Below are 18,591 nucleotides of genomic sequence, written 5' to 3' on the forward strand. Positions count from 1 at the left end.
TGGAATGAGCGGGTTGTTCGATGGATCGAGCGGGTGAATGGAATGGCCACCTCCACCACTTTCCTTTTTAAAATGCGCAGCGCAGCGGAGCACACCAATCACGCTTGGTTTTAAATCAAGAGTATTGGATTGGTCGCGAGTTGGGATACGGATAGAGCTATGTTAGGTGCCGCGAAACGAGCGGGTTCCTCGACGGAATGAGCGGGTTGGGCCGCGAAACGAGCGGGATCCTGACCCTCATCATGTACTTCCCGCTTCCGCCTTTTCCAGTATACTCTTTCTGCTAACGTCAAAAAACACGGAAGAAGGCACCCCCTCTTCCGTGTTTACAAATTATCCAACTGCTACAATATTTACAAGTCGTCCTGGAATTGCGATGACTTTCTTCAATTCTTTGCCATCGATCCATTTTTGGACGTCTTCATTGGCAAGAGCTGCTTTTTCCAACTCTTCTTTTGTAATATCCTTATCGACTTCCAACTTCGCTCGGACTTTTCCGTTAATCTGTACAGCGATTTCCACTGTATCATCCACTAACTTATCCGCGTCGTACGTTGGCCAAGGAACATACGTGATCGTCCCTTCATGACCCAACTTCTCCCAGAGTTCTTCAGCTAAGTGTGGAGTGATCGGCGACATGAGCAATACGAATCCTTCTGCATATTCAGTCGGCACGCGATCGGCTTTATAGCATTCATTGATGAATACCATAAGCTGTGAAATCGCTGTGTTATTGTGCATCCCTTCAAAGTCCTCAGTAACTTTTTTAACCGTCTGATTGTACACTTTGTCAAGTGTACCATCGGATTCCCCACCGATTTTACTTCCGAGTGATCCGTCTTCATTGACAAACAATCGCCAAATCCGATCGAGGAACTTACGTGAACCATCCAACCCGTTAGTTGACCATTCTTTAGAAGCTTCAAGTGGTCCCATGAACATCTCGTAAATACGAAGTGTATCAGCACCATGTGAGTGAACGATATCGTCCGGATTAATGACATTGCCTAATGACTTCGACATTTTGACATTGCCTTCACCGAGAATCATTCCTTGGTTGAACAACTTCTGGAATGGCTCTTTCGTTTTCACTACACCAATATCGTACAATACTTTGTGCCAGAAACGTGCATATAGCAAGTGAAGAACCGCGTGTTCTGCACCGCCAACATAAATATCAACCGGCAACCAACGCTCCGCTAATTCAGGATCGATCAGCATCTCGTCATTTTTCGGATCGATATAACGTAAGTAATACCAGCAGCTGCCTGCCCACTGTGGCATCGTATTCGTTTCGCGACGGCCTTTCATGCCCGTCTTCGGATCGACAACATTGACCCACTCCGTAATGTTTGCCAGTGGAGATTCTCCAGTTCCACTTGGTCGGATGTCTCCAGTTACAGGAAGTTCAAGCGGCAATTCAGATTCGTCAACTGCAGTCATTGTGCCATCTTCCCAATGGATGATTGGAATCGGCTCACCCCAATAACGCTGACGGGAGAACAACCAATCGCGCAAACGATATGTGATTTTCTTCTCACCTTTTCCTTCTTCAACGAGCCAAGCAATCGACTTCTCGATCGCTTCATCTTTCCCGAGGCCGTCCAAGAATCCGGAATTCACATGTGTACCTTCACCGGTATACGCTTCATTCTCAACATCTCCGCCAGCCACTACTTCTGTAATCGGCAATGCGAATTCTTTCGCAAATTCGTAATCTCGCTCATCATGAGCTGGTACTGCCATGATCGCACCCGTTCCGTAAGAAACGAGGACATAATCCGCAATCCAGATCGGCATCTTCTCACCACTCGCAGGATTCACTGCATAAGCCCCTGTGAATACTCCGGTTTTCTCTTTCGCGAGGTCAGTCCGTTCCAGGTCACTCTTCAGTTTCACTTTATCCAAATACGCAGCAACCGCGTCTTTTTGTTCTGGAGTCGTGATGGAATCGACCAATTTGTGCTCAGGTGCAAGTACGGCATATGTCGCACCGAAAATTGTATCCGGACGGGTTGTAAAAACATCAAATGACTGTTCGCTGCCTTCAATAGCAAATGTCAATTGAGCACCTTCAGAACGCCCGATCCAGTTGCGCTGCATATCTTTCAAGCTTTCCGGCCAGTCGAGATCATCCAAATCTTCAAGCAAACGATCCGCATATTCCGTAATACGAAGCACCCATTGCCGCATCGGGCGACGTTCTACAGGATGTCCGCCACGCTCTGATTTGCCATCGATGACTTCCTCGTTCGCAAGCACAGTCCCGAGAGCCGGACACCAGTTCACAGCCACTTCGTCCATGTACGCAAGTCCGCGTTTATATAGTTGAATGAAAATCCACTGTGTCCACTTATAATACTTCGGATCCGTCGTATTCACTTCACGGTCCCAGTCATACGAGAAACCTAATTCATCCATTTGGCGCTTGAATGTCGCAATGTTCTTCGCTGTGAATTCAGCAGGATCATTTCCTGTATCGAGTGCATATTGCTCAGCAGGTAGACCGAACGCATCCCACCCCATTGGATGCAACACGTTGTAGCCTTGCTTGCGTTTGAATTGACTCAAGATATCCGTCGCAATATAACCAAGTGGATGGCCGACGTGCAGCCCCGCACCTGAAGGATACGGAAACATATCCAATGCGTAGAATTTCGGTTTTGACGGATCGTCCGTCATTTTGAATGTCTCGTTCTCTTTCCAAAAGTCACGCCATTTTTGTTCGATCTGCAGATGCTTGTAGCTCATGTTAAATTTCCTCCTATTCAAAATAAAAAAACTCCCGTCCCCACTAAACAAGGGACGAGAGTGAAGACAGGTTCCCGCGGTACCACCCAAATTGACGGCTTACACCGCCCAACTTGACTCCTTAACGCGGAAAAACGGCACGATTCACTCACTAACGTGCAGACTCAGGAAGTGAGTTCACCAAGATTCCATACTGACTCGCAGCCATCGTCAGCTCTCTGAAAAGGACATTCTCAACTACTATTCTCCGTCAACGTCAAACTCTATTGAAATTCATTTTACTGGAATGAAAGGGTAATGACAAGCTTTTCGTGACAATCCTTACTGTTTCACATCAATCGTTAAGTCCGCTCCAGTGGACTCTACAATGTCCTGAACAGTATAACCTTCAAAGACTTCTTTTAAAACAAGTCCGTCAGGCGTCACTTCAATCAGACCACGCTCTGTAATTATTTTATTCACCACTTGTTTGCCTGTCAGCGGCAGATCACATTGTTTTTTGATTTTCGGTTCGCCTTTTTTGGATACATGGTCCATGATCACGATGATTTTTTTAGCACCATGGACAAGATCCATTGCCCCGCCCATCCCTTTAATCACTTTACCTGGGATCATCCAGTTCGCAAGGTCCCCTTTTTCGGATACTTCCATCCCACCGAGAATTGCCACATCGATATGTCCGCCTCGGATCATCGCAAATGATTCCGCACTGTCAAAGTAAGCAGCTCCTGTAATCGCGGTCACAGTCTCTTTCCCCGCATTGATGAGGTCGGGATCCACCTCCTCTTCTATTGGAAATGGCCCGATCCCCAGCAGCCCATTCTCTGACTGCAGCACGACCGTCTTGTCAGGGGATATGTAATTGGCAACAAGTGTCGGCATGCCGATCCCTAGATTCACATAATCTCCATTTGCTATTTCCTTTTCTGCTCGCCGTGCGATCAGTTCCCTGGAATTCGCTGTCGTCATTGTCATTCGTCCCCTTCCCTTAGCGTGTTGTCAATCGTTCAATCCGTTTTTCCTGCTTCGCTTGCAAGAGCCCTTGTACGTAGATGCTCGGGGTGTGGATGAAACCCGGATCCAGCTGTCCGACTTCCACAATCTCTTCAGCTTCCGCAATTGTTATGTTGCCTGCAGCGGCCATCATCGGGTTAAAGTTCATCGCGGTCTTGTTATAGACCAAATTCCCGAATGTATCCGCTTTCAGTGCACGCACAAGTGAAAAATCCGCCGTCAATGATTCTTCAAGGACATATTCCTTACCCTTGAAAACTCGGATTTCTTTGCCCTCGGCAATTTCAGTTCCGACTCCAGCTGGTGTGAAAAACGCGGGAATCCCTGCGCCGCCAGCACGGATTTTTTCAGCCAGTGTTCCTTGAGGTGTCAATTCCACCTCCAGCTCACCGGACAACGCTTGTCGCTCAAACTCTTTGTTTTCACCTACATACGAGGCAATCATTTTCTTAATCTGCTTTTCTTTCAATAGTAGACCGAGGCCCCAGTCATCGATGCCACAGTTGTTCGAAATGATTGTTAAGTCTTTGACGCCCTTTTCAACGAGGGCTAAAATTAGCTGCTCCGGAATTCCGACAAGTCCGAATCCACCGACCATAAGGGTCATGCCATCTTGGATTGGTTCTACTGCTTCTCTTGCGGATGAATAGATTGTTTTCATCTGACGAACCTCCTATGCACATGCAATTTTTCTACAATAACCTATCTTCATTTAATCAGACCATTTCGTATTTTGCAATTAAACCAAAAAGAAAAACCGAAAAGCATCACCGGCTTTTCGGTTCATATCCACTGCGTTTAAGCGGGGCGTCATATAGAAGTGTCGGAATGACTGCTAAACTCATCAGTCCTGTCAAAATCCAAAGCGCAATCTGCACACCATATAAGTCTGTAAGAATACCCCCGGCAATTGGCCCTATCATTTTACCTATAGTTGCCGCGGAATTGACAATCCCTTGATAGAATCCTTCCTTCCCTCTTGGAGCAAGCTGATCTGCAAGCGTCGGGAATGCCGGCCACGCAATCATTTCACCAAACGTTAAAATAACCATCGCAATGATGAATACGTTATAGGTGTTAGCGAAGCTGACAACAAAAAACGACACTAGCAATATAGAAAGTCCTAACAAGATTTGCGTCTTTACTTTGTTTTCGAGACGCGTGATGATTGGTTTAATGAACGGCTGTCCTACTACAATCAGTAAGCCATTAATTGTCCATATGAAGCTATACTCCCTTAAAGTAACACCAACAGAAGTAGCATGGGTTGAAATCGTCGTCGCCCATTGTGAATAGACAAGCCAGGTCAGCAAATAGCCAATCATGACAATCAATAATGCAATGAATGGCGCCTTTTTCTTAATTCCCGTATTTTCTTTTAAAATCGATGTATGGACTTCTGGAGCTATACTCATCTGTTTATAGAAGAAGAATGCAATAAAGAAGAAGAGTACATAAAATGCCAGGTTCGCAGTGAAAATAAAGTCGATATTGAATGCAGCGACAAATCCAGCAAGCGCAGGTCCGATTGCAACCCCGACGTTTTGCGCCAAGTAAATCGAGTTAAATGACCGTCTCCCGCCTTCAGGCCAAACAGTTCCGACCATCGCATAGAAACTCGGGAAAATAATCCCACCGCTGAATCCTAATACAGTTAACAAAACAACATATGGTCCCCATGAGTGGTCAATTACCAATCCGATTAAGGCAGCAATCGAAATAAGAATCCCAGCCATAATTGACTTATATCCGCCAATTTTGTCAAAGAAAAAACCGCCAAGTAAATTACCAACGACTCCTGCTCCTGCATTCGCCATCAATACTAAACCCGCAACGGACAATGATTTCCCTAAATAATCGTGCATATAAATTGTATTTAACGGCCACAAAAACGAGTTACCGATTACATTCACAAACATCCCAATAATTAAAAGCCATACTTTCCTAGGCAAAGAATATTCGCCTCCTATCTTACAAGCTCAGTATGATTTTATGCCTATCTTTGCTAATTGACAAGATGAAAATTGATGTTCAATTATTCAGATGATGATTGTCCTTAAAAAGATGGTACACTATCACTTTAAGGAGTGGTTTCAATGGAAGAAAACAACTATCCGTTTCCGTCTGACGGGACACGCTATCATACATGGTCCCGTCATTTGAAAGATCGATTCGGTTTTAAAGTATTCAAAGTCGCGCTTGACGCAGGTTTCGATTGTCCCAACCGGGATGGCACAGTCGCGTTCGGCGGTTGTACGTTTTGCAGTGCTGCAGGCTCCGGGGACTTCGCGGGAGATCGCGTCGATCCGATAGATGTGCAATTTGCGGAAATCCGTGACCGCATGCATAAGAAATGGAAGAGCGGAAAGTATATGGCATATTTCCAAGCCTATACGAATACGCATGCACCGCTTGAAAAGTTAAAAGAGAAATTTGAAGCCGCACTTGCACAAGATGGTGTAGTTGCCTTATCCATCGCAACACGACCGGATTGTTTGCCTGACGATGTTGTGGAGTATTTAGCTGAGCTGAATGAACGCACATACTTATGGGTCGAACTTGGATTGCAGACGGTCCATGAAAAAACAGCTAAACTTGTCAATCGTGCTCATGATTTCGAACTGTATAAAGAAGGCGTCCAAAAGTTGCGAAATCATAATATCAATGTGTGTACACATATCATTAACGGACTTCCTGGTGAAGATTTGGACATGATGAAAGAAACTGCCAGTGAAGTGGCGAAACTGGATGTCCAGGGTATTAAAATCCACTTGCTTCATCTATTAAAAGGGACACCGATGGTCAAGCAGTATGAAAAAGGGATGCTTGAATTCCTGGATCAGGAGACATATGTCAACTTGGTCGTGGATCAGCTTGAAATGCTGCCGCCTGAAATGATCGTGCACCGTATAACCGGAGACGGTCCCATCGACTTGCTCATCGGGCCCATGTGGAGTGTCACGAAATGGGATGTTCTGAACGATATCACTCGCGAACTGGAACGTCGCGGCAGCTGGCAAGGGAAACATTACAAGAAAGAGGTCGCTCAACCTTGAAGGGCGGCGGCTTTCGTTTGCGACGAATTTTGCCGCACTCCAAACAGCTGCTGACAGAGGTGATTTCAGAAGGAGACATTGTGGTGGATGCCACAATGGGCAATGGCAATGATACCGTTTTTCTGGCCGGTGCGGTCGGTTCAACAGGCAAAGTATACGCTTTCGATATTCAACAACAAGCACTCGATGCCACCAGAGAACGCCTTGGCGATCTCCATAGCCGTACTGAGTTAATTCTGGACAGTCATGCACATCTTAACCGATATGTATCCGAAGGAATTACAGCCGCTATGTTTAATCTAGGATTTCTTCCCAACCAGAACGACCATTCCGTCGTTACACAACCGGATAGTACGATACAAGCTCTCGAGGCAACTCTCGATTTACTCAAACCAGGCGGGATGATCACAATTGCAGTGTACGATGGTCATCCTGGTGGCAAGGAAGAACGGGAGGCTGTTTCAGAATTCGTTCAACAGCTGGATGCTAAAATGTATCAAGCGGTACGTTATGAAGTCGCCAACCAACAAAATCATCCTCCGTTTCTGCTTATTATTGAGAAAACGTGTAGACGTTTACGATAAAAGACTTCAATAAAGAAGGACCGCTAACTCATAAAGAATTAGCGGTCCTCTTCATAGTTGCACCTCTAGCCTGGTTGGTTACTATAGAATTCTCAAAATCACAAGGTATCATCAAGGACCATAAATCCTTACTTTCTTCTAAAATCATAAGTATCTCTACGAACGTCCAATGCATGCCCGTTGATCACTACCGTATGATGATCCTTCCAAGTGATTTCCGCAGCCTCTTCTCGGTAATTCCAGTAGATATTTTTTGCTCTGTTCTTTTTTTTATGGAATACTAACTCCCCTCTTACTGCATACGCCCCGGTGGCTCCCCCATCTGTCACATAGGCTTTCAGTGTATACTTCCCATTCGGCGATGTCTCTTCAGTAAGAAACTCCCCTTTAGGTAAACGGTCCATATCGAAGAAGAACCAATAAACACCATAGCCAACCAATGCAACTAGTAACATACCTACTATCAACAAAAATCGTAAGACAATCTTATGAACTCTCTTCCGCTCTGCTGCCTCATTCACTTGTTGATTTTCCAAGTTACATTGCCTCCTCATTCTCAAGACACCAACTGCTATTAACCCTTCTACAATATAAGTAGAAAGCTGGTAGTACTAAAACAATTCCTATTGCACCTAATCTATTGGAAACGGATTAAAAATAACGAAATTTGAAGCTTTCACTTCTTACATGGTGTGTAATTACCTGCATCTCTAAAAGCTGCTAGTCATGCAGATTCCAGAATTGCTTATTTTCTTTATTCATAGCATACTAGTAGCTTTTTCTAAATCCTGATTCCCCTTCTTTTGTTGCATCAAAAAAGCACTACTTTTAGCTATGCCCATTTTCTTATAAGTTATGTTACCTAGAATCGTCAGACGAACTCGGATGATTCACTTTACTGAAGTCGGTTTCTAATATCCTTTAGTTCCTCTAAAATTTCTGGACTTGCTGACAATTGCTCACTTTGAGACAATGCTTGATACGCCTCGTCATACTTCTTTGCCGTCATCAGCTGATGATACCGTGTAATTTCTGCTAACCACTTTTTATAATACTCATCATCATATTCTCGATTCTCCTTAATACTTAATTCCACAGCCATTTCGGCAGTTTTGACAGCTTCCTCCGTATCACGGACTGTCAATAGTTGAGACACTGAATGATACGAACCGGCTTCATTCGGTTCTAATCCGATTATAGTTTTCCTTACACTGATTGCCTCATTCCACTTCTTATGTTTTACAAGACACAATGCATACTGATGCCACGCTAGTGATTCACCCGGATGCTTCTTGACCGTTTCTTGATATAAGCTAACTGAACTTTCATAATCAGAGTTTTGACAAGTTGCATAGGCGTGATTTAAATCTTCCTGAGCCGTGTAGATTCGATTAGATAAGATAGTTAAATCGAATCCTGTCAGTTCTTGAAAAGATTCTTCAAATGCCCCTGTTTCTTTTCCTTGCAGAATTACGGTTGAGAGAACTTTCCTATCCTTACTATTTCCAACCGCATATTCAATGGCTTTTTCAGCTAAATAATAGACATCCGACTCTCTGGATGCCTTATTCCATTCAACGTGATTCCGAAGGTTATTGAGTGATATTTCTGGGATGGATCCATGTGGATATCGATCTCCACCGATCACTTGTAAACTTACGTATTCACTCACCCCTTCATGGTACCACTTAGGGATCTCCTCAAATTCCATCTTGTTTTGCTCTAAAAAAATATCTAAAAGATAATGACTATATTCATGGCTAAAGATCCCTTGCAAAGAAGGCACTTCTTCCTGGTGATATAGCATAATTCTATTGCGATGCCTCACATAGGAACCGACTTGAGAGGAAGGGGCCCATGGCACTATGCGGGAATATTCTTTTGCATTAGCTAGGATGATGATCTCCAATTTTTTCTTCTTTTGCAATGGTTCTCCGAAAACTTGTTTCTCTAAGGTCTCGACCTCATCCATTCTTTCAATGATCCCATCAACTTTAGGTTCTAAGTGTGCAGGATATTTGAATGTCATATGATCGACGATGCGTACTGAATATTCGTCCGTAATTTCATCCAGTACTCGCGTATTCACAGCAGCATTCCCTTTAATAAAATCCAGTTTGTCGCGTGCGGATAGTTCTCCTAATTCCACTCCTATTATGAAGTTCAAACTTCCGATAATGACCAAAATAATTCCGGTTATTAGCAAATATAATAACAAAAATGAAAAGTGCACTTTACCTTTCCATTTGAAGAACTTGGATTGTTTTTCCACACGACCTTTAAAAGAAAGTATGAATAAAAGGAATAGACCAACAACCCCTCCTACCAAAATAACGAGTCCAGTAAATCCGGATAAAAATAAGTAGAGACCTACTAAAATGATCAACGTAAAAAGTATACTTAACATAGTTATCGCAAAGCTCTTCAATACATTCACTTTCACGCCTCAATTCACAATACTTCCTACACAAACGGAATTATTTCAGGTCTTCTAAAATCGATTCATAAGCCTAACAAAGAGTATAGGACAACTCTTTTCATTCGGCTTAAATTATAATTGCTATCATTTAATAATGAACAATCTAACCGGATCTATGAATCACGCACACTTTGAGTGATCTTTTATTGATTATTGAAACTATGTATAGATTTGGAATCTTCTACAACTATATCATATTTACAACTTTCCCCAAGACCCAAATCGCCACTCTTTTGTGCATAAAAAAAGCACTGCTTTAAGCAATGCCCATTTGAATCACTTACATAACCCTATTTTCTCAGTTAAGACGCGCAAGCACTTCAGTAGAAGCTAAATCCTCTTTTTCCATCCACTCAATCAGCAAGTGTGCTGTCGCTTCAGCGCTTCTCAACTTGCCTTCTTCTTTATAATTGATGAATTGCTCCAGCATCGGGAATCCAGAGATGTCACTCGAGCGGATCGTCTCTTGCATCCCGGTATCAATGATCCCTGGTGCAATCGAAACTATCCCTACCGGATGATCTGCCCGGTCTTGTTCCAGTCTGATAACTTTTGAAAACTGGTCAAGCCCCGCTTTCGTAGTGCAGTAAATCCCCCATCCTTCATAAGCATTTCGTCCAGCACCTGAAGAGATATTGATGATTTGCTTTTTCGCCTTCGTGTTACTTAAAATACTTATGAACTCATTGGACAATTCAATTGGTGCCGTCAAATTCAATTCGATTGCTTGCTGCAGAGTATCCGTAGAGAGTGTGCCCACTTTCCCTACAGGTTCTACAGTTCCTGCATTATTGATAAGAGTGAATGAGTCAGCAGTTTCTAGGTAAGGCGCAAGTACGCGCTTCATCAGTCCTTCTCTTGACTCACGAGTCGCTAAATCCAGTTCCACAAAGTTTTCGCGATTCCCCGGATTGCTGCGAGCAATTCCAATTACGACCGCTCCTGTTTTATGGAGTTGTCCATATAATTCCCCGCCGATTCCTTTTGACGCCCCAGTTACGATATAAATTTCCAAAATTATCACTCCTTTATGATTGATAGTGTACCATTTAGGGAATAAAAAAAACCAACCGACGAATCGGTTGGTCTGATTTTTATGAGGTTAGTTTAAAACTTTCACACGTACGGATTTTCTTCCCCATTGGATCGCTTGACTGTGTGACGCCATAAAGACATCAATACGATTTCCTTTGATAGCACCGCCAATGTCGCCTGCGACTGCATATCCATAACCTTCAACATGCACTTTAGAACCTAGTGGAATCACCAAAGGATCTACTGCGATTACTTTTAACGAAGGATTCTTTTTCAAGTTCAATCCTGTTTTTGTAATTCCAGAACACCCTTTACAAGAAGCGGTGTACGCAGATGAGTTCGCCATGAACTCTTTTGACACGTTATCATCATCAGAACGTGATGGTTTATTCACTGGCTTTTTCGCAGCTGTTGTTGCACCGCCGCTTACCAATTTCAATGTTTGGTTCGGATAGATCACGGATGATTTAATACCGTTCCACTTCATGAGGTTATTAACAGACACATTGTACATCCTTGAAATCTTATATAGTGAGTCGCCTTTTTTCACTTTGTACGTAGACGCTGCTGCTGAACTTTCATGTGAACCACTGACCATTAGTGCCGTAGCTAAGATAAACGTAAAGATTAGTTTCTTCAAAAGCTCCGCTCCCTTGTTTTTAAGTCTGTGTCTAGGTTAACAGCCCAATATTACAAAGAGATTACAGCTAACCACCATTCCCGTTACAAATAAAAGATGATTATTACAGTTGTCGGAAAGATTCCTTTTCAAGTAGTTCACTCTAGCGGAAAAGTAAGGTATAGTAGAGTCAGAAAGTCAGATCAGGACGGTGAACGCAATGCCAATACCTCAAAATCACACGAAACCAGCTCGCCAAACTGCAAAAGAAAGCGCATTCAAACAGCTCCAGCAATGGATCATTGACGGGACGTTGAAACCTGGAGAAAAATTGATCGACAGCGAGCTGGCTCAAGCACTCGGCGTCAGCCGTACCCCTATACGTGAGTCACTTCAGCTTCTGGAAGTTCAAGGGTTCGTTAAAATGTATCCAGGAAAAGCCACTCAAGTCACCGATGTCGAACGGGATTCCATAAATGATTTGTTACCACCTCTAGCTGCTATGCAAGCACTCGCGGCAGAGTTGGCTGCCCCTTCCATTTCAAAAGAGACAATTGCTGAACTGAGTATCCTTAATAAGAAATTTGGTGATGCTGTACGAAGCAAGGACTACTTCACAGCTTTGAAAATCGATGAATCTTTCCATCAGGTCATCGTTGACGCAGCGGCAAATCCTTACATCACATCGATTACTGCGTCTCTTCAAGTCCACGTGAGACGTTTGTTCTTCCACAACTCCATCATTTTAACTAAAAAATCCATCGATGAACATGAAGAAATCATCGATATGCTGAAAAATAATCGTGCTGGCCAAGCATCTGTTATCATGCGTGGAAACTGGCTGCGTGCCATTAACGAATTCCAGTCGCTGAACAGCTAAAAAACCGGTTTCCCTTATAATCAGGGGACCGGTTTTTTAGCTGTTCAATTATTTGTTTTTGCTGCGAAATATGGAAGCAGTCATTCTTTCGCGCTCAATGATCGGCTTGAATTCATGCCTGTCATACGGGCAATCGTACCCAATACAACTATGACGATGATGGTCGGGAGTAACCAGCCCAATCCATTTTCATACAATGGAAGTACTTCTCCATAGAAGGCTGTAATCGGTTCAATCAGTTTACCTAATTGTCCACCTGGAAGTGTATCCGCAAGGGCAGCTAACCCATCCACTATACTAATAAGCATCGCTACGATAGTTACAGTCACATAGACAATACGGGCGTGACCGAACAATGGCGAAACAAATGTGAGGAGCATGAGTGTGATCGCAAGTGGATATAAGAATAGTAATACAGGAATGGAATACGTAATGATATTATCCAAACCGATGTTGGAAACGATAAAACAGAATGCCGTAAATGAGACAACAATCAATTTATAAGACAATGTAGGAATCAGTGTGTGGAAATATTCTCCACATGCCGTCATGAGCCCAACGCTTGTCGTCAAACACGCTAACAAAATGACTACCCCTAACAATACGAGACCTGCTTGTCCAAAATAATGAGTAGCAACAGATGTTAAGACAGCACCTCCTGAATCCATCATGCCAAGTGATTGAACACTGCTTGCTCCTAAATAAGCGATTCCTACATACAAGATTCCAAGAAAACCTGCAGCAACAATTCCTGTCTTGAAAGTAGCAGCGACTATCCCCTTTTTAGACTGGACTCCCATTGAGCGGACAATTGTAATGACAATGATTCCGAAGACCAATGAAGCCAAGGCATCCATCGTGTTGTAACCTTCTGTAAACCCTTTTCCAAACGCTCCCGACATATATGTACTGCTCGGTGCTTGGAATGATCCCATTGGAGAGAACAGGGCTACTGCAAGTAATGCCAGCAACAAGATAATAATCGCAGGGGACAAAACCTTACCTACCCGATCGGCGATCTTTTGCGGATTCAGGGATAACCATACCGTAACCCCGAAAAACAGTGCAGTAAATAGGAATCGTGGAATCAAAGGATCCGCCCCATTCAAAAACGGAACAATTCCGATATCAAACGCCACTGCACCTGTTCGTGGTGCTGCGAAAAAGGGTCCAATTGTTAAATATAGAGCCGATGTGAACAAAATCGCGTATAAAGGATGTATACGGCTAGCGAGTTCCTGTAAGTTGGCACTGCCAGAGAAGCCGATTGCTAGAATTCCTAAGAACGGCAGACCAACTCCCGTAATCAGGAAGCCGATGACTGCCGGCCAAAAATTCGTGCCTGCTGCCTGCCCTAGCTGGGCGGGGAAAATCAAGTTGCCTGCACCAAAGAAAAGTGCGAATAACATCGTTCCTATGACGACTAAAGATGAAAACGGTAACTTCCGATCCATTCTGAATTACCTCCTAAGATGACTGAACAGCGTATGCGATATATTGCAGGTTTTCATCATAAACCGCGACTCCGAAAAAAGCAAGTCGCGGTTTCAATAAAATCTATGAAAATCAGAGGGTTTTCACTGGAGTTCGATACGAGTATAACTATGCCCTTCTTTTGTCTTTTCCACTCTCAAAACAGCCGGAAATGCCTCTTTTAGTTCAGCAACGTGTGAAATGACACCAATCATGCGTCCTGCTTTTTGTAAACCGATCAAAGTGTCAATCGCTTTTTGCAATGACTCTTCATCTAATGATCCGAAGCCCTCATCGATGAACATGGTTTCGACAGAGATAGAACCTTGAAAACTTTGAATGACATCAGCCATCCCTAGCGCCAGACTAAGAGATGCATTGAATTTTTCTCCACCCGAAAGTGTTTTCACATCCCGGTTCTGTCCTGTATATTCATCGTAAACATCGATTCCTAACCCACTTTGGCGACCTCTGCTTTCCTGGCGATCACTTCGCAACAACTGGAATTGACCGTTTGACAAGTCACTTAACCTTCCATTCGCAGCATGTAGGATACGCTCCAGATATTCAGTTTGCAAATACCGTTCAAACGACAGCTTACGCTCGTTATTTCCCCGGACTAAGTCATGCAGCTCAGTTAATCGAGCACACGTCTGTTCAAGTCCCCTCTGCGATTCTATTAACTGTTCCAATTTTTTCTGCAGTTCACCTGCAGTCTTTTCAAGATCGGATGCAAGATGGTACTCAGTTAACGCTCGTTCATAGGCTTGCTTGTTCTGTTCAGTCCGTTCACGAAGCACTGCTACTTCCACTTTCTGTTTGCCGGCCACTTGTTCTTTCAATTCTGCAATCGCTTGTTTTGCGGTCTGTATTTCCACATCATAATTGTGAATTTTCCGGGTAAGTGCAGTCCGCTGTTCAGACCGAAGTTTACTATTCTGGTACTCTGTCTCATCTTCGAAAATTGATTGGGAAAGAGCTGTGATGAATGAGTTTGATGCTACTTGCTGCTTGCGTGTCGAGTCTTCACTGGCTTTTGTAACGATGGTTAACGCCGTCTGCGCATTAGAGACGGATTCTGCAGCTACTTGTCGCTGCTCCCTGGCATGTTCCCAGGATTGTTCAAGCTCCGCTTTATTTTTTTCCTCTTTCGATATTTCACTTTGCAACACTTTAAGTGAGCGGACGTTTTTCGGAACGGTTTTCACGGATTCAGCCAAAATCGCTTGCGCTTGCTCAAGTGCGGCACGTGTAATGTAGACCTGTTTTTCTTTCTCAACAATGGCTTGTTGATGTGAGAGCAACTGCTCTTCCGCCTCTTGGTATTGCCGTTTTACAGCAGGCAAACGATCCCGATTCGTCTTTAATTGAAGAAGCTTTTTCTCCAATTGCCGAACGTGCTCCAGAACGGAAAGTAACTCATCAGGATTAGGTACTCCATCCAACTGGCGTTCAATTCTCAAAGCTGCTGCGTGTTCACTCTCTAAACGCAGCTCTTCCGCTCGGTATTGTTCATATGCTTTGGCAGCAGTTTTTTTGTCATTCTCCAATTGTTCTTTTGAAATTCGTATCTCGGATGTTTTCTGCTTCAATGCAGGATGGTGTTCGCTCCCACAAACCGGACAAGGAGTTCCATCTTCTAGAGTTTCAGCAAGAAGTGCAGCTTGATTTGCGATCCATTGTGTTTCAGTTGCGAACGCTTCCCTCCTTGTGGTCTCCATTCGCTCTTTTTTAATCTCCAACTCAGCTTTCAATTGCTTAATCATTTTAGTGTGATCGCTATGACGCGTGAGCAGATCCTTATTGTGGCGTGCATCAGTTAGGTCATCCACAACTTGTTCGTAACCTTCCGATGCAGACTCAAGGGACTCCAGAGTAAGTCTTAACCTCTGAACGTTATCAATAGTACTTTCTAGCGATAACTTCGCGTCCTCAAGTTCCAATTGCCCTTTGTCGAAGTGTTTTTGGAGCGTATGGATTTGCTGTTCCTTTTCTTCAATTTGCATCACGTTCGGTAAAAAGTTCTGAAGGGTGATGAGACGCTCGCCGCTTTCCTGGCGTAAAGGGTGTTTTTGCATTTCTTCATTAAAGACTTTTTCGACCTGAATGGAAGCTTCCTTAGCAGTTGCAAGGTTCAACGCTGCTTGTTGTAATTCCCTCTGACGCTCCTTCAGCTCATAGTTCGCTTCGACTAAGCGACTCTCATCCGTCTCTAGCTGAAGAGCCTGTTCTGCTTTTTGAATCCGCACACGATCAGCATTCAGTTCAGCTTCACGCGAATGCAACAGGTTCAGTTCATTCACTTTCCGTTCCAAGTTTTCAAATTGTGTATTTAGAGCAGTTCCTTTAAAGAACGCCTGCTGGGCTTGCTCATGCGCTTCATATGCCTGTTTATACTGCGCCTTACTTTCTTCTGCTGCCATTTCATAATGCTTACGTTCTTGCTCCAATCCATCAAGCATACGTTTCGGATGAATGGATTTTGTTAAGAGTGTTTCAAATAAGAACGATTCCCGCTCAGGCAGACTCATAGGCAGCTGACGGATAATCTGTTCCATCGAAAGCCGGGCCGTGCTCAGTTCACTCACCGCAAGATCTTTTCTCTTTTTTAAAATCTCCGCTAATTCCCGGTAATGCTCCGTTTTAAAGATTTTGCGCAAAATTGTTTCTTTGTTTTCGGTGTCAGACGTTAAAAATTTCCGGAACTCTCCCTGAGGCAACATTACAATTTGGCTAAATTGTGCTAGTGTGAAGCCGATAAGCTCCTCAATCCTTTTGTTTACTTCGGAAACGATTTGCCGCTCTACAGCCGGTATTTCTCCTTGATCTGTTAGCTGAAAAAATTCCGTTCGGGCACTTGTTTCACTCTTATTTCCCATTTTCATATACGGAACTTGGCGAAAGACACGATACGTACGTTCTTGAATGTTGAATTCCAATTCGACTGCCGTCTGCAGGTCGTTCTGCGCAAAGTCACTTCGCAACGCACGGATATCTGTTCGATCTTCACCACTGGCCTGTCCATATAAAGCAAAACAGATCGCATCGAATATGGTCGTTTTACCTGCCCCTGTAGCACCTGAGACCGCAAATAATCCATACTCTTTCAGAATGGTGAAGTCAATCGTTTCTTTGCCGCGATAGGGACCAAATGCCGTCATCGTTAATCGATTCGGTCTCATAGTGAATCCCCCTTCCGAGTGAGCAGCTCTTGTAATACTTCATCCACGATTGTGCGCGTTTCCTCGTCAGGTGCTGAGCCGGTTATTTCTTTATAAAATGATTCAAATAATGTACGATCATCCAGCCGCTCAATATCCGTTAACCGAGAAGACGCTTGTTCAGGGAGAGAGCGATTCACGATCCGCTCCACGTGCATCGCATTAGGATACACAGAACGTACTTTTTCCATTGGGAATAATACAGGTGCATTGTCCAAGAGTTTTACGAAAACATAATCCGGACTAGGTTCCTCATTCAGCAAATCCGCCATGCTTGCTTGAACCGTTCTGATATCGCGATTCTGGTATAATGCCCTTTTTTCAACTGTAATCTCTCCATGCTTATCAAGTTCAATCTCTAAAAATCCTTTATGATGATGTTCTTCAGATATTGAATATTTCATCGGCGAACCGGCATAACGAATCTGTTCTGTACCAGTAAAATGTGCCTGATGTAGGTGACCTAGTGCCGTGTAATGGAAAGGCTTGAACAAATCAGCTGCTACATATTCCGCCCCGCCTATCGACAATGGTCGTTCTGACTCACTCGTGTTCTCTTCAGGTTCACCAAAAGGTGTAACGAACGCGTGAGCAATCGCAACATGACGTTTTGATGGATCCAACTCCCCGAACTGATCAATAATCGACTCCATCGCACGATGATGGCTGTCAATCCTGTCGTTTTGAGTCAAGTTCCGAATAACGGATGGGTCGGCGAACGGAATCAGATGAAATTGAACTGGTCCGAACTCGTCTTCCACTTGAACAATGGTCCCTCCACCGCTGTTAGAAGGTTTTCCTACTATATGTAAACCGTTTGCTTGCATAAGACGGTTGCCGAATTGCAGACGAGCAGGACTATCATGATTGCCCGCTATAGCAAGAACCGGCGTCTTACAGTCAACCGTTACCTTCCACAGCACTTCGTCTAACAAACTTACTGCCTCTGCTGGAGGAACGGACCGGTCATAGAGATCTCCCGCAATGATGACAACGTCCGGTTTTTCCTCTTTAACGGCATCAGTAAACTGATTCAATACAAATCGCTGTTCTTCTATAAGTGACACTCCTTGAAGCACTTTTCCGAGATGCCAATCAGCTGTATGGAATATTTTCATAATACGTTCGCCCCTCTTCATTTCATTCTCCCTCTAGTTTACCGGAGATTATCCATTCTCTCCAACGCAAAAGGTACTCCATCGGTGAAATGTCTTTCCTATTATCGAAGGAATTATCAGACACAAATCTTTAAAGACTGCAGAGTCACTTCTCCAAAGCGAGAGAGAAACCACTCATAATAATCTGGGTTTTCATACTTTACTTACTAGCTCAGATAGACTATACTGAACAAAAGTTGTACGCGGGAAACTTAAAGTTGCCCATAGGAAAGACATTGCTCTATTCTTTTATCGAGAACCTTTAAGATAATCTGAGCATACTGTGAAAGAAAATAAGCAAACCCGTCTTAACCTTTTATTG

Annotated in this window: 14 protein-coding genes and 1 other annotated feature; of the genes, 3 read left to right on the forward strand and 11 right to left on the reverse strand. The window is 43.7% G+C overall.

The annotated features are described in order from the left end of the window. Positions 1-333: 333 nt before the first annotated feature. The 4 genes from leuS to ABE021_RS12780 all read right to left on the reverse strand — a co-directional run bounded on the left by leuS (position 334) and on the right by ABE021_RS12780 (position 5,717). Positions 334-2,751, reverse strand: coding sequence for a leucine--tRNA ligase (gene leuS, locus ABE021_RS12765; RefSeq protein WP_430289139.1), 2,418 nt, complete (start codon positions 2,749-2,751; stop codon positions 334-336). Between the two features lie 47 nt (positions 2,752-2,798). Next, positions 2,799-3,014 (reverse strand) — a binding site (T-box leader). A gap of 58 nt (positions 3,015-3,072) precedes the next feature. Beyond that, on the reverse strand, positions 3,073-3,720 hold the full coding sequence (locus ABE021_RS12770; RefSeq protein ID WP_430289316.1) for a 3-oxoacid CoA-transferase subunit B: 648 nt from the start codon (positions 3,718-3,720) through the stop codon (positions 3,073-3,075). A gap of 19 nt (positions 3,721-3,739) precedes the next feature. Next, positions 3,740-4,426 carry a CoA transferase subunit A gene (locus tag ABE021_RS12775; protein WP_430289140.1) on the reverse strand — a complete coding sequence of 229 codons (687 nt, stop codon included), beginning with the start codon at positions 4,424-4,426 and terminating at the stop codon, positions 3,740-3,742. A gap of 106 nt (positions 4,427-4,532) precedes the next feature. Then, complete coding sequence (locus tag ABE021_RS12780) at positions 4,533-5,717, reverse strand: MDR family MFS transporter (protein ID WP_430289142.1); 1,185 nt, start codon at positions 5,715-5,717, stop codon at positions 4,533-4,535. Between the two features lie 144 nt (positions 5,718-5,861). On the opposite strand from ABE021_RS12780, the gene ABE021_RS12785 reads away from it, so the two are divergent. Together ABE021_RS12785 and ABE021_RS12790 are read left to right on the forward strand one after the other, a co-directional pair. Continuing rightward, positions 5,862-6,821: a TIGR01212 family radical SAM protein gene (locus ABE021_RS12785; protein WP_430289144.1), complete on the forward strand. Its 960-nt coding sequence runs from the start codon at positions 5,862-5,864 to the stop codon at positions 6,819-6,821. A 17-nt stretch (positions 6,822-6,838) separates the two neighbouring features. Beyond that, on the forward strand, positions 6,839-7,405 hold the full coding sequence (locus tag ABE021_RS12790; RefSeq protein WP_430289145.1) for a class I SAM-dependent methyltransferase: 567 nt from the start codon (positions 6,839-6,841) through the stop codon (positions 7,403-7,405). A gap of 128 nt (positions 7,406-7,533) precedes the next feature. Here ABE021_RS12790 and ABE021_RS12795 read toward each other — a convergent pair whose 3' ends face one another. The 4 genes from ABE021_RS12795 to ABE021_RS12810 all read right to left on the reverse strand — a co-directional run bounded on the left by ABE021_RS12795 (position 7,534) and on the right by ABE021_RS12810 (position 11,559). Then, positions 7,534-7,890, reverse strand: coding sequence for a DUF5412 domain-containing protein (locus ABE021_RS12795; protein WP_430289318.1), 357 nt, complete (start codon positions 7,888-7,890; stop codon positions 7,534-7,536). A gap of 410 nt (positions 7,891-8,300) precedes the next feature. Further along, a complete protein-coding gene (locus tag ABE021_RS12800) occupies positions 8,301-9,842 on the reverse strand; it encodes a hypothetical protein (protein ID WP_430289147.1) in 1,542 nt (513 codons plus the stop codon). Positions 9,843-10,182: 340 nt separating this feature from the next. Beyond that, positions 10,183-10,908 carry an SDR family NAD(P)-dependent oxidoreductase gene (locus tag ABE021_RS12805; protein ID WP_430289148.1) on the reverse strand — a complete coding sequence of 242 codons (726 nt, stop codon included), beginning with the start codon at positions 10,906-10,908 and terminating at the stop codon, positions 10,183-10,185. A gap of 78 nt (positions 10,909-10,986) precedes the next feature. Beyond that, positions 10,987-11,559: a 3D domain-containing protein gene (locus ABE021_RS12810; protein ID WP_430289150.1), complete on the reverse strand. Its 573-nt coding sequence runs from the start codon at positions 11,557-11,559 to the stop codon at positions 10,987-10,989. A 199-nt stretch (positions 11,560-11,758) separates the two neighbouring features. Here ABE021_RS12810 and ABE021_RS12815 point away from each other — a divergent pair, with 199 nt between their 5' ends. After that, entirely contained in the window at positions 11,759-12,418 is a 660-nt protein-coding gene (locus ABE021_RS12815; protein WP_430289151.1) for a GntR family transcriptional regulator, read from the forward strand. Positions 12,419-12,498: 80 nt separating this feature from the next. Here ABE021_RS12815 and brnQ read toward each other — a convergent pair whose 3' ends face one another. The 3 genes from brnQ to ABE021_RS12830 all read right to left on the reverse strand — a co-directional run bounded on the left by brnQ (position 12,499) and on the right by ABE021_RS12830 (position 18,230). Beyond that, on the reverse strand, positions 12,499-13,872 hold the full coding sequence (gene brnQ, locus ABE021_RS12820; RefSeq protein ID WP_430289153.1) for a branched-chain amino acid transport system II carrier protein: 1,374 nt from the start codon (positions 13,870-13,872) through the stop codon (positions 12,499-12,501). A gap of 123 nt (positions 13,873-13,995) precedes the next feature. Continuing rightward, entirely contained in the window at positions 13,996-17,073 is a 3,078-nt protein-coding gene (locus ABE021_RS12825; protein ID WP_430289154.1) for an AAA family ATPase, read from the reverse strand. Continuing rightward, positions 17,070-18,230, reverse strand: coding sequence for an exonuclease SbcCD subunit D (locus ABE021_RS12830; RefSeq protein WP_430289156.1), 1,161 nt, complete (start codon positions 18,228-18,230; stop codon positions 17,070-17,072). Before ABE021_RS12830 ends, ABE021_RS12825 begins: the two co-directional genes overlap by 4 nt. Between the last annotated feature and the right edge of the window lie 361 nt (positions 18,231-18,591).

Source organism: Sporosarcina gallistercoris (genome assembly GCF_050459885.1).
Taxonomy (GTDB): Bacteria; Bacillota; Bacilli; order Bacillales_A; family Planococcaceae; genus Sporosarcina; species Sporosarcina gallistercoris_A.